Annotated in this window: 13 protein-coding genes; all 13 read right to left on the bottom strand. The window is 41.7% G+C overall.

Going from position 1 to position 12,200, the window contains the following annotated elements; all coding sequences use genetic code 11:
- Nucleotides 1-105: 105 nt before the first annotated feature.
- The gene (gene thiL, locus ACT3IB_RS12430) at nt 106-1,146 is read right to left on the bottom strand and encodes a thiamine-phosphate kinase (protein WP_491539336.1); all 1,041 of its coding nucleotides are present in this window, start codon (nt 1,144-1,146) and stop codon (nt 106-108) included.
- 74 nt (nt 1,147-1,220) lie between these two features.
- A complete protein-coding gene (locus ACT3IB_RS12425) occupies nt 1,221-1,667 on the bottom strand; it encodes an ExbD/TolR family protein (protein WP_491539335.1) in 447 nt (148 codons plus the stop codon).
- Between the two features lie 13 nt (nt 1,668-1,680).
- The gene (locus tag ACT3IB_RS12420; RefSeq protein WP_491539334.1) at nt 1,681-2,223 is read right to left on the bottom strand and encodes a biopolymer transporter ExbD; all 543 of its coding nucleotides are present in this window, start codon (nt 2,221-2,223) and stop codon (nt 1,681-1,683) included.
- Nucleotides 2,224-2,244: 21 nt separating this feature from the next.
- Nucleotides 2,245-2,514: a hypothetical protein gene (locus ACT3IB_RS12415; RefSeq protein WP_491539333.1), complete on the bottom strand. Its 270-nt coding sequence runs from the start codon at nt 2,512-2,514 to the stop codon at nt 2,245-2,247.
- Between the two features lie 51 nt (nt 2,515-2,565).
- The gene (locus tag ACT3IB_RS12410; protein ID WP_440999352.1) at nt 2,566-3,279 is read right to left on the bottom strand and encodes a MotA/TolQ/ExbB proton channel family protein; all 714 of its coding nucleotides are present in this window, start codon (nt 3,277-3,279) and stop codon (nt 2,566-2,568) included.
- A gap of 153 nt (nt 3,280-3,432) precedes the next feature.
- Nucleotides 3,433-5,439 carry a protein-disulfide reductase DsbD family protein gene (locus ACT3IB_RS12405; protein ID WP_491539332.1) on the bottom strand — a complete coding sequence of 669 codons (2,007 nt, stop codon included), beginning with the start codon at nt 5,437-5,439 and terminating at the stop codon, nt 3,433-3,435.
- A 32-nt stretch (nt 5,440-5,471) separates the two neighbouring features.
- Nucleotides 5,472-5,930, bottom strand: coding sequence for a 50S ribosomal protein L9 (rplI, locus tag ACT3IB_RS12400; protein WP_491539331.1), 459 nt, complete (start codon nt 5,928-5,930; stop codon nt 5,472-5,474).
- Nucleotides 5,931-5,947: 17 nt separating this feature from the next.
- Nucleotides 5,948-6,199: a 30S ribosomal protein S18 gene (gene rpsR, locus ACT3IB_RS12395; RefSeq protein ID WP_440999349.1), complete on the bottom strand. Its 252-nt coding sequence runs from the start codon at nt 6,197-6,199 to the stop codon at nt 5,948-5,950.
- Nucleotides 6,200-6,230: 31 nt separating this feature from the next.
- A complete protein-coding gene (gene rpsF, locus ACT3IB_RS12390; RefSeq protein ID WP_491539330.1) occupies nt 6,231-6,614 on the bottom strand; it encodes a 30S ribosomal protein S6 in 384 nt (127 codons plus the stop codon).
- A 175-nt stretch (nt 6,615-6,789) separates the two neighbouring features.
- Nucleotides 6,790-8,241: an NADH-quinone oxidoreductase subunit N gene (locus ACT3IB_RS12385; protein WP_491539329.1), complete on the bottom strand. Its 1,452-nt coding sequence runs from the start codon at nt 8,239-8,241 to the stop codon at nt 6,790-6,792.
- Nucleotides 8,242-8,246: 5 nt separating this feature from the next.
- Nucleotides 8,247-8,537, bottom strand: a complete 291-nt coding sequence (locus tag ACT3IB_RS12380; protein ID WP_491539328.1) for a 4a-hydroxytetrahydrobiopterin dehydratase — start codon at nt 8,535-8,537, stop codon at nt 8,247-8,249.
- 4 nt (nt 8,538-8,541) lie between these two features.
- Entirely contained in the window at nt 8,542-10,149 is a 1,608-nt protein-coding gene (locus ACT3IB_RS12375) for a complex I subunit 4 family protein (protein ID WP_491539327.1), read from the bottom strand.
- Between the two features lie 13 nt (nt 10,150-10,162).
- A complete protein-coding gene (gene nuoL / locus ACT3IB_RS12370) occupies nt 10,163-12,184 on the bottom strand; it encodes an NADH-quinone oxidoreductase subunit L (protein ID WP_491539326.1) in 2,022 nt (673 codons plus the stop codon).
- Between the last annotated feature and the right edge of the window lie 16 nt (nt 12,185-12,200).

The following is a 12,200-nucleotide window of genomic DNA, read 5'->3' as shown; positions in this document are numbered from 1 at the left end:
TTCTGCGTACTTGCTTAGATATTTCTCGATTACTTAATTTGCTTAAAATAACAAAGCCGACCATAAAGAACGGTCGGCTCTGCTAGTTATTGGATGAATATTTAGTTATTCGCCGTCATTGGGTTCGTCAAAAAGAATCATATCCCCTTCTGCCTGCTGCATTTTAACTCCCTCTTCTCGATCAATAACTTTACCAATTACTGCAAAATCAGAAAATTCATCGGTTAATTTCTCTACATCATCCTCTGGCAAGGTAAACATCAACTCAAAATCTTCTCCTCCATAGAGAGCATACTTATCTACATCTTCTTTCATCTCATCAGCGACATGCCTTGTTTTTAAGGAGATCGGGATGGTTGCTCCATAAATATGGGCACCAACTCCGGAGGCATTCGCTAAATGCTTTAATTCACTAACTAATCCCTGCGTGATATCTATCATTGAAGTCGGAATAATGTTCAGTTCATCAAGCTTATCCACAACATCTTTACGGGCAATGGGTACCAGCTGACGCTTGACCACATATTCGTATTCATCCAGATTAGGCTGAAAAGATTGTTGCTGCTCCTGCTCTTCCCAGTATTCCTTTTCTCTCATTAAAATCCTAAGGCCTGCAATTGCACCACCTAAGTCACCGGTCACACAAATTGCATCATTCTTTTGCGCTCCCTTACGATAGGTAATCACATCTTTCGGAACTTTGCCATAACAGCTAATACTTGCGCTCAAAATTTGATGAGAGGCTGTTAAATCACCACCAACAATTTGAAATTCAAAATCCTTAGAAGCTGCTTCAATCCCTTTATATATTTCCTTCAGCATATCCACTGAAAGTTTATTCGGAACAGCTAAATTTACCAAAACAACCTCCGGGGTACCGTTCATCGCATAAACATCGCTCACAGCTGCAGCTGCAATTTTATAACCCAAATGGTGCAGTGGAAAATAGGTGAGATCAAAATCAACTCCTTCCATAAATGTTTCGGAAGTCAATAACTGATAGCTATCTCCATCTTCCAGTACTGCAGCATCATCACCGGAACTTTGAAGAACTGATGGTTTTTCAAAAGTGGCATGTTCCATTAGCTCATCGATAAGTTGGGTACGGCCAATGGATTGAATTGAACGGAAAGATTCTTTGTCCATAATATGTAAGTAAATAAAAAAAGGCAGGTACACATAAGTGTACTTGCCTTTCTAGAAAAAATTAATCGTAATAATTACTGTTCCTTTTTCGTAGAATAATTAATGCGAAGGGTGCCTGCGTCTCTGAGTTCTTCCTGAATATCTGTTACAATTCCGAACTCAGTTTCATCATGAACACGGAGTGATACGATAAGACGAGGTTCTTCTTTCAACTTGTCATACATAAGCTGTTGAACTGCACCAACATCATCGATGATTGAATCATCGATTTGAATTTTGGTATTACCTACTCGGTTACCCTGAAGTTTTTCGGGACCAACATAGATGTAGCTGACAAGTCGTTTTTGTTCTATCTTCTCAATATTCTCTGCACGAGTATAATCTACTTGAACCTGCAAGGTAACTTCGCGCAATACTGTTGTCACCATAAAAAAGATGAGCAACATAAAAATAATGTCTGGCATAGCCGTAAGCGAAATTGTAGGATCCGACTTTGCAGACTTTTTTTCAAAATGTCCCATAAGTTAAGCTCTTTTATTGGTTGGGCTCTGCGATTGAAATTTTCTTGGGATAGGTATCCTTAATAGCTTGTTGCTGCTCGCTATCATCCTCTAACTGTCCATAGTTTCTCCCAAATTGTGCTTGGGCTGCTTGATTACGTAATTCGGCATAAGCACCCATTACCTCATCAAGCATATCAATATAGACGTTATACGGAGTTTCTCTATCCGTTTTAATAGACACAATAGCTTTATCCGGAGAGTCGGATAATTCAGGATTTTTTCCTCGATTCGTGATAAAGGCTTTAACCTTCTGTTTTACTTGGTTTACCGGAGTTGGTTCTTCATCCATCAATACCATACCCTGAGAGTTCACCAAAATATTCAAAAGGTTTCGCTCTTTAATGGGTGGGGGCTCCTGATTTTCTTCAGGAGCAGGTGGAAGTTGAAGCCCTATCCCGGTATCAACATCAATTGTTGTAACAAGTAAAAAGAAGATAAGCAGCAAGAAGGCAATATCGGCCATTCCAGCACCACCTATTTCCGGATCTTCTCGATCTCTTTTATTATCAAACATCGCTTCGCTGTTTTGAAAGAATTATATATTTAATGTGGTTCGCATACCGGTAAGCGCTATGAGCAGAACCATAGCTCCCATCATAAACAACATGGTTCCAATAGCAGCCTCTGTCACTGTACCAGCAATACCATATGCGATACCGAAGACAACGAAAGGCACAATCATCGTAATGATTTTTTTAATATCCTGCTTACCCTTCATTACACTTCTGATACCGGAAACGATCATGCCCAGTACTCCAAGTCCGATTAATCCTAATCCTAGTCCTAATGCTATATTTACAATCATAATATTTATACTCTAATTAAATATGGGTGAAAGTATAGAATTTCCGGATACTTATTCTGAGTCTCCAGAAGTGTCAACTATCTGTTCACCTTCTTTAAGCATTACAATAGAATCGATCAGGGTAATTGAGCTTTCTTCCATTTCTGAAATAAGTCGATCAATTTTAGATACACAATAGTTGTATCCTACCTGAAGGATAATACCGGCAAGCAGACCTGCAGCCGTTGTTAGAAGCGCTACCTTAATACCGCCAGCTACAAGAGTAGGGGAAATGTCACCCGCTTGCTCAATAGCATCAAACGCCTGAATCATACCTACAACCGTTCCAAGGAAGCCAAGCATTGGGGCAATGGCAATAAACAAAGAGAGCCACACAAGTCCCCGCTCAAGGAAACTCATCTCAATGGAACCATATGAAGATATGGCTTTTTCTGCTGCTTCGACACCTTCGTCGACGCGCATTAATCCAGCCTGGAATACGGAAGCCACAGGGCCTCGTGTTTCTGCACATAGTTCTTTAGCTGCTGGTACGCCCCCTTCTTGAAGGGCTTCTTGTACGTCAACAATAAATTTACGTGTATCAATATCAGCTAAGTTCAAGGTGATAATTCGCTCCAAGAAGATAGCCAATCCAAGTATTAAGGCGACAAGGACCGGCCACATGAACCCACCCTCATTACCTTCGTTAAATTTTTCTACGAGAACATTAAAAAATCCTTGGTCTACTCCTGCTTGAAGGAAAAAGAGAGCTATAGACGATGTCATACGATTACTCCGATTAGATTATTTATTATCTGTTAATAAGGGCTTATAAAGATGCAAAATGATAGATCATTTTGACTAAAATGTCAAAGACAGTAAGCTACAATTTTTAATTAAATAGTATTTTTAAATCTATTTAACGAAATAAAGCTTCAATTATAGGTTTCCTGCCCTAAAATTATCATTGAATTGTTCAAACCGTTGAATTCCTGTATCTAAAAATTGACGAAATTTGTCTTTGTTGGCATATCCTACAAGCTGATCCATAATTTTTTCGTTATCAGGATCAACAATTACATAAGTAGGTAACGCTACTGTTCCCGTCAATTCAAATTGAAACTTTTGATTTGCTGGTCCGTCAGAACCGTCATCAGTATATAAACGCACTTGCTGCATTTTTGCAAATCGTTTTTGAATTTCCTCCAATGGAAAAACATTTGTCTCCATAGCCCGACAATTTGTGCAAGTATACCCTGTGAAGTCTATAAACAAAGGTTTGTTTTTCTTTTGGGCTACTTCACGGGCTTCATCATAATTGCTGGTCCAGTTTTCTCCTTCTCCAGAATTAGTTGATCCGATCCCTTGCTGTGCGAGTGAACGAACTACACTTACATCTGTAGCTTGTTTTGGAGGAAGCCAAGAATCCCAAATTCCAAGCGATGCTCCCATTAATCCAGGAATTAAATAAAAACTAAATAAGATAAAAGGCATGGCCAGCATTAAACGGCCTGTACCAATTTGATTAGGTTTAGTGTCATGGTTTATGGAGTACACACCCAATAAATACAAACCGGCCATCAGGAAAATGGCAATCCATGTGGCAATCGCAAACGGACGCGATATAAGCCCCCACTCCCAAACAAGATCAGCATTAGATAAAAATTTAACAGCTGCAGCTAACTCTATAAAACCTAACAATACTTTAACAATATTCATCCAGGAACCGCTCTGGGGTAGACTCTCAAGCCAGCGCGGAAACAGGGCAAACAAAACGAAAGGACTGGCAAAAGCTGCAGAGAAGCCGGCCATGCCTATTATTGGATAGAACCACTGCCCTCCAGCAGTAGCGGCCAATACACCTCCTACAAATGGTGCTGTACAGGAAAAAGATACAGCACTTATCGTCAGTGCCATAAAGAGGATCCCAATCAAACCTGAACTTTCATTACTTTTTTGATTTAGCCAGTTCGTAAGTTGATGGGGAAGTCGCAGTTCAAATGCCCCCAATAAACTTATGGCAAATACCACAAGAACAAGTGCTATAAAGAGGTTGACCCAGGGATTAGCTGCAAATTTATTGGCACCGGATGCTCCTATAAAAACCGCCAACAATGCCCCTAAAATGGTAAAGGTAATAACAATGGCCAGACCGAACCCAAAGGCGTGTCCGATTGCCGCTGTTCCCTTGCCTTCCTGTTGTTTAGAAAAGAATGACACCGTCAAGGGTATCATCGGAAAAACACAGGGCGTTAATAGAGCTGCAAAGCCAGCAGCCAATGCAATCCAAAGAAATGAGAAAATCCCGTTCGAACCATATCCACTCGTATCAATTTGACCTGTATTTTTTTCCTCTTCTGGTGCTGCTTCTGCCCCCTCATCTATAGTCTTGACTTGTGAGGATTCAGTATCTCCGGCATTACTTTCCTTAAAATCACTGTAGGGATTGTCAGCCACTCCTTCGACAGAAACGGAATGTACAATAGATTTTGTCTTCGGGGGCAAACAGGATTTATCATCGCAAACTTGATACAATACCTCTAATGCAATCTCTGAAGACCCCGAAAGACCACTTTGTAATGCTACTGGAATAGTAAAGGTTGCTTCTTTGGTGTGCCACCCCAGCTCAGCATTAAAATTGGGATCCATTTCAATAGAGGGTTCACTTTCCTGGACTTCTCCTGCAATGGCTACATCCGAAGAAGCGGAAGAAAACTGGGTAGGATACGGTCCAGCATCAGGGTCGTTTGCAACTGAATACAGATGCCACTCGCCTTCAATAGAAGCTTTAACCGTAATTTCAAATACTTCCCCTGCTTTCACCTGTTCGGGAGCCTCAACAACAGAATATGATACAGGATCTAACATTTGACCCTGAACAAAAAATGGGGATAACATCATGACGATGATCCCCACTACTTTCTTAATAGGTAAAGAATTTTTCATTACCAATCGATTCTACTAAGCGGTAAATTGTTTTATTCTTTAACCACCCAAACCTTAATTTGTGCTTTTATTTCACTAATCAGGCTGATGGTTGCCGTGTATTCACCTAACGTTTTGATATCTTGATCTATTGTAATCTTACGTTTATCAATATCGATATCACGTTCGGCTAATGCATCAGCAATATCCTGGGTAGTAATTGAACCATGAATACGTTCGTCTTCACCTACCTCAACAGGAATAGTGACCGACGTCGTTTCAAGTCGCTCGGCCATATCCTGAGCACGCTCTACAGTTAACTCTGCACGGTGCTCTGCTTGCTCTTTCATGCGCTCAACCTGCTTCAATGCCCCGTCGGTAGCCATCATGGCTTTACCTTGAGGAATCAGGTAATTGCGGCCATAGCCAGCCCGTACTTCAACAATGTCGCCGGATTCTCCGAGCTTATCGACATCTTCTCGCAAAATTAATTTCATGTACTTATTAGCCATTGGAATAAAATCTTTTGTTATCGAAGGTTATCTGCTACATACGGAAGTAATCCAAGAAAACGAGCGCGCTTAATAGCACGAGACAGTTGGCGCTGATATTTTGCACTCGTTCCGGTTACACGACGAGGAAGAATTTTTCCCTGGTCGTTCATAAATCGTTCTAATAGATCCGTATCTTTGTAATCAATATACTCAATGCCCGCTTTGGTAAACTTGCATTCACGGGTTTTAATATGTCCCTTCTTTGGGTGTGATGGATTCTTAATCATAATCTTAAAAAATTTTGTTTATGGAGATGAATTAATCTTCGTCTTCTGCTTCTTCCTCTTGCTCATCGACAAAGACCTGGGGAACGGCATTTTTACGCTGCAACTCACGATGACGCTTCATCTTTGCATCGTACTTGAGCGTTAAATAACGCATTACTTGGTCGTCAATGCGAAGGGCGCGCTCCAGCTTTTCGATCAATTCTCCGGGGGCAGTAAAATAAGCGTTTATATAATATCCGCTTGATTTACTATCCATTTCATATTCGAACTTACGGATTCCCCACTCATCTACTTCATCAATTTCACCGTCGTTATTTCGAATAAGTTCAGTGAATTTGTCGACGATCTCTTCGTATTGATCGTCTTCTAAGACAGGATTTAGTATATATGTTAACTCGTAATAATTTCTACTCATGTGATATGTTTCCTTTGGTTGTTCCTTAATTGAAACAGCCGACGTGGTGACTTTCACTCGTCAGCAGGCACGCAAAAATAGGCTTTTTTGAATTTAATTCCAATCCATGATTGGATAATATTTCCACAACCCCAATGCAAGATAACAAGCCACCAATTACAGATAAGAGTATTATCTAATGACCCATTAAATGAGTGACCCAATCAGCGCTATAATAAGAGGAAAGCAAATTGTGCAAGTCACCAAAAGCGATACCGAAATAAAGCGTTAATGCGGCAAGAACCACGAGTGTAGAACGGAAAACAATGCCAGAACGAACCAGTGGAACATCTTTACGAGGATCTCTGAAATACATATACACCATTGGACGCAAATAATAATACACACTTGCTGCACTTGCCAGTGCAAGAATAACAGCCAAAGCTACATATCCGGCATCAATGGCCGCAGCAAAGATTAAGTACTTACCAACGAATCCCACAAAGGGCGGTATGCCAACCAACGAGAACAAGAAGAATGAAAGCAGGACACCCATCAGGGGCTTTTTGAATCCGAGTCCCACATAATTGTTTACATCTGTAAAATCCAGCCCTTGCTGGCGTTCGTAATATGCAACCACTCCAAAAGCACCAATATTCATGATAGTATAAGCAAAGAGATAAAATAGTACTGCACTATAACCTTCCGGGGTTCCGGCGGTTAATCCAACTAAAAGATATCCTGCATGAGCTATACTCGAATAGGCAAGCATTCGTTTAATGTTATCCTGAACGATAGCTATCAGGTTACCCAGAACCATCGTAAGAATGGCAATAACCTCAATTACTCCTGCCCAATCGGCAGTTTCGGCCGGAATCATCTTGGATAATACGACCAATAACGCCACAAAGGCTGCAGATTTAGATGCCGTGGCCATATATGCAGTAATTGTTGTAGGTGTCCCCTGATAAACATCCGGCGTCCACATATGAAAGGGTACAGCCGAAACCTTAAAGAAGAAGCCAATTAACAGTAGTGCTGCTCCTGCTATAAAAATAAGATCTGAGCTGGCCGCTTCTGCAATTTCGGTCAGATATAATGAGCCTGTAGCTCCGTACAAGAGTGCCATCCCATACAACAAAAATCCCGTAGAGAAAGCTCCAAGAAGAAAATATTTGAGCGATGCCTCTGCCCCGGTTTTTCGCTCCTTAATCAATCCTGCCAGCACATATAAGCAGATAGACATCGTTTCAATGCCGATAAATATCATGATTAAATTGTTGGCACTGGCTAAACCCAGCATTCCTGCCGTAGCAAAAAGTATTAGCGCATATACTTCGCCGTACTCATGATCAATGGCATTTAAGTATTCCCGGGATATCAACACGCAAAAAAGCGCGCCAAATAATATGACGCTATTCCCAAAAGCCGCTACACCTCCATATGTTATCATGCCCGAAAATGCTTCTCCAACGGGACCAAACATATCTATGACCGACAGAACAAGTCCGGCCAACAGCGAAAAAACAGTAAGGCCATATATAGCTCCGTGGTCGTTCTTATAAGCATCAATGATGATCGCAATAAGTCCGGCAAGTGCGACTATGACTCCGGGCAAAAAAACGTTAAGATCGTGTAAGTAATCCATGCAACTTATTTGTTAAACAGTGACTCAATAGTTTTTGCGAGCTTGATATCTTTCTCGGTTACCTTTCCTCCGGCATCATGGGTGCTCAGTGAAATGTTAACCGTGTTGTATACATTGAATATTTCAGGATGATGAACCTGCTCCTCGGCTTCAAATGCTATGCGATTGATAAAAGCCATCGCATCCCGAAAATTATCAAAACCAAACTCTTTGGTTAATTTATTGTTTTCGTAATTCCAACCAGATAGTTCAGAAAGTTCTTCAGCTATTTTATGATCAGAAAGTGGTTCAGCCATAATCCTATTGGTTTTCTATTTTTGATGCTAATTCATCCGTAACATCATATAAATTAGAAGCCCATTGAGGGAGATTCTCACTATCAGCTGACCGCTGAATAGCCATCCGTTTTTCATTCGATGATTCTAACAACTCTTGTACTTGAACTTCAGAGTACTGGGTAAAATCTGTGGGTCTGATTCCAATCCAAACCATAAAGATAACCAATGGAACCAAGAGCCCAATTTCACGTGCATTCAAGTCAACCAGCTTCTTATTTTCCTCATGCTTGATAGGACCAAACATTACACGCTGGTACATCCAAAGCATGTAAACTGCAGCTAAAATAACACCCAGTGCTGCAAATACTACGAAAGCATTCTCCGGAAGCACTTCAGAGCTAAATGTCCCGTTTAGAATCAGAAACTCACCAATAAATCCATTTAATCCCGGAAGACCAATTGAAGCCAACGTAGCAATCATAAACATTACCGCAAAAACAGGAACTACTTTCGCAATCCCGCCATAATCTTTGATCTCTCGAGTATGCGTACGGTCATAAATCATTCCTACAATTAAGAAGAGCGCTCCTGTTGAAAGGCCGTGATTAATCATCTGAATAAGTGCGCCTTGTACCGCGATAGTGTTAAAGGCAAACAATCCCAACACCACAAAACCCAAGTGGCTAACCGATGAGTAGGCCACCAACTTCTTAACATCTTTCTGAACCATTGCCACAAGCGCGCCGTAGATTATCCCTACAACTGCTAATGTAGCCAGGTAAGGCGCAAATTCGACAAAGGCATTGGGGAAAAGTGGCAAACAAATCCGGAGCAGTCCGTACGTTCCCATCTTCAGCATAATGGCTGCAAGTACCACCGAACCTGCTGTTGGCGCTTCTGTGTGCGCATACGGCAACCAAGTATGGAACGGAAACAGCGGTACCTTGATACAGAATGCCAAGGCAAATGACAAAAACAGGTAGGTTTGTTCAACTAGTCCAATCTGGTAGGCATCACCGGACAAAAATCGCCAGTCGGTCGTAAACTTATATCCTTCGATTGCGGCTCCTGCATCGTAGCCTGTATAAATTAGACCAACAAGCATAATGAGCGATCCTACCAAGGTATAAACAAAAAACTTGACCGTTGCGTGAATCCGGTTCTTCCCGCCCCAGATGCCGATAAGGAAATACATGGGAATTAGTGAGAGCTCAAAGAAGACGTAAAAAACGATTAAATCTAAGGACGCAAACACCCCCATTGATGCTGTTTGCAACAGCAAAAGCATTGAATAATACCCCGCCAAGTGCTTTTTGATGGAATCCCATGAAGAAAGTATTACAATAGGTCCCATGAGCGTCGTCAGCATAAAAAGCAGTAAGCTGAGACCGTCAAGACCTATGAGATACTTAATATCAAGACCGGACATAATATTACTGCCTTCCGTCAGGTATTGAACCGTACCAGAATTGGTTATATCAAAACTAAAAAGCAGTGGCAGCGACAATAAAAATGTTGCTGAAGTGGCGATAAGACTTATCCACTTTGTAGCTTTGTCATTCCGGAGAGCAAGAATCCCGGCAATTCCTAAAAGGGGTAAATAAATAACTAAATTTAAAAGTAACTCCATTATCAGTTCTTTTTTACAGGATCAACATACTTAATACAAGAATTACACCTAACACCAGCGCTAATGCATAGCTACTGGTTACACCCGTCTGGATATATCGGAAAACACTGCCAAATAGCCGGACGACACCGCCGACAGTATTAACAATTCCATCCACGATTTTCATATCAAATTTGGCCAAGCCTTTATCTGACCACTTAACGGTGGGATGGACGACAATACCTTCGTACAATTCATCAAGGCTGTACTTTTCTTTCCAGGTTTCGTATAGCGCTCCAAAGCGGTCGGCAAGGGTGGCATCGGATTCTTCGGTGGCCCCACTTCCATACATTTTATATGCAGTGTAAACACCTCCAACCGCAACGAGGATTGATACCGTCATCAGAATCCATTCTACAGAGTGGGATAATCCAAGCTCATAATCTGCGGTAACATTGTAGAGCCAGTTGTGAAGTAGATTAATATGCTCTTCCTGGTGCGTAAAAGTTGATAACAAGAAATTCGGTACACCCAAAAAGCCACCAACTACAGAGAGTCCACCGAGTGTCCAAAGTGGAATTGTCATCGTTTTCGGACTTTCATGCAGATGCTTTTCAGCTCCTGTCGCTTCACTTATTTTCTCGGGAAGCTTAAACTCACCGTTAAACGTTCCGAATGTGAGTCGGAACATATAAAATGCCGTTAAGAAGGCAGTTATAATTCCCACGCCCCAAAGTGCCATATACAACGGCTCTGCAAATCCGGCGAATCCGGCATTAAAAGTAAACGCTAAGATCTCATCCTTGGAGAAAAATCCGGCCAGTGGCGGTATTCCGGCAATAGCAATGGTCGCGATCAAAAATGTCTTGTAAGTTGAAGGCATATATTCTTTGAGTCCACCCATAAAACGCATGTCCTGAGGATCGAAGTGGACATCCTTACCTTCTTCGTGCAGCCCGTGTTCGACATGTTCCATCGCATGGATAACCGACCCTGAGCCAAGAAAAAGCAACGCTTTGAAAAAGGCGTGAGTTACTACATGGAACATGGCCGCCGTAAATGCTCCCGACCCCAACGCTAAAAACATATACCCAAGCTGCGAAACCGTCGAGTAAGCCAATACACGTTTAATATCATTCTGTGTAAGCGCGATTGTGGCTGCCACAAGTGCTGTAAGAGCTCCAATCACAGCGATAATCATCATCACTTCCGGCGACATCACAAACATTTCGGACATCCGTGAAATCAAGTATATACCAGAAGTAACCATCGTCGCCGCGTGAATCAGTGCTGATACTGAAGTGGGACCGGCCATCGCATCAGGCAACCAGACGAAAAGTGGAATCTGAGCGCTTTTACCCGTTGCGCCAATAAACATCAACAATGCTATCCAAAATTTATCCTCCGCGGGAATCGCCTCAAGGCTTGACAGTATCACATCAAAATCTAAACTACCCACGTGTTGAAAAGTCAAAAACATGGCTACCAGAAATGCAAAATCACCAACGCGGTTGTACCAAAAGGCTTTACTTCCCGCAGCAGAGTTAGCCATATCGGTGTACCAAAAACCGATCAGCAGATAAGAACAAAGTCCAACCCCCTCCCATCCGAGAAAAAGAAGCAACAGGTTATCTGCCATTACTAAGTTCAACATCGCAAAAATAAAGAGGTTTAGATAGGCGAAAAACTTCCAGTAACCTTCATCCTCCCACATATATCCTACAGAGTATAGATGGATCAAAAAACCAACACCGGTTACAACGAGGGTCATCAGTATGGAAAGCTGATCAAGCTGATAGGCAATATCTACGCTAAAATTTCCAACCTCAATCCAGGTGAAAAGCTCTGCAAAAATGGGGGCTGAATCTTGCCCCATATTGAGAAAGAAGTAAACAGCTATTGCGAATGGGATAAAAACTGTGAGGTTGGCAATCGTACCAATGAGAGCTTTCCTCTGGCGAAATGATTTTGAGCTTAATCCAAGAAGCCCGTTGACGAGAAAACCCAACAGAGGCAATGCAATAATCAGACTTGTAAGCGTAGTAGCAGAATCCATTAAAGATGATCTTTCA

The sequence above is a fragment of the Fodinibius sp. GM21 genome, from assembly GCF_058386955.1.
Note: the sequence above shows the minus strand (reverse complement) of the source record. Positions and strands in the feature narration are given on the sequence as shown.

Coding starts and splice junctions, on each gene's coding strand:
- rplI (WP_491539331.1), bottom strand. CDS start 5,930: ATGGCTAATAAGTACATGAAATTAATTTTGCGAGAAGATGTCGATAAG.
- ACT3IB_RS12410 (WP_440999352.1), bottom strand. CDS start 3,279: ATGACATCGTCTATAGCTCTCTTTTTCCTTCAAGCAGGAGTAGACCAA.
- ACT3IB_RS12380 (WP_491539328.1), bottom strand. CDS start 8,537: ATGGCTGAACCACTTTCTGATCATAAAATAGCTGAAGAACTTTCTGAA.
- ACT3IB_RS12420 (WP_491539334.1), bottom strand. CDS start 2,223: ATGTTTGATAATAAAAGAGATCGAGAAGATCCGGAAATAGGTGGTGCT.
- rpsR (WP_440999349.1), bottom strand. CDS start 6,199: ATGATTAAGAATCCATCACACCCAAAGAAGGGACATATTAAAACCCGT.
- ACT3IB_RS12385 (WP_491539329.1), bottom strand. CDS start 8,241: ATGGATTACTTACACGATCTTAACGTTTTTTTGCCCGGAGTCATAGTC.
- thiL (WP_491539336.1), bottom strand. CDS start 1,146: ATGGACAAAGAATCTTTCCGTTCAATTCAATCCATTGGCCGTACCCAA.
- nuoL (WP_491539326.1), bottom strand. CDS start 12,184: ATGGATTCTGCTACTACGCTTACAAGTCTGATTATTGCATTGCCTCTG.
- ACT3IB_RS12415 (WP_491539333.1), bottom strand. CDS start 2,514: ATGATTGTAAATATAGCATTAGGACTAGGATTAGGATTAATCGGACTT.
- ACT3IB_RS12375 (WP_491539327.1), bottom strand. CDS start 10,149: ATGGAGTTACTTTTAAATTTAGTTATTTATTTACCCCTTTTAGGAATT.
- ACT3IB_RS12425 (WP_491539335.1), bottom strand. CDS start 1,667: ATGGGACATTTTGAAAAAAAGTCTGCAAAGTCGGATCCTACAATTTCG.
- ACT3IB_RS12405 (WP_491539332.1), bottom strand. CDS start 5,439: ATGAAAAATTCTTTACCTATTAAGAAAGTAGTGGGGATCATCGTCATG.
- rpsF (WP_491539330.1), bottom strand. CDS start 6,614: ATGAGTAGAAATTATTACGAGTTAACATATATACTAAATCCTGTCTTA.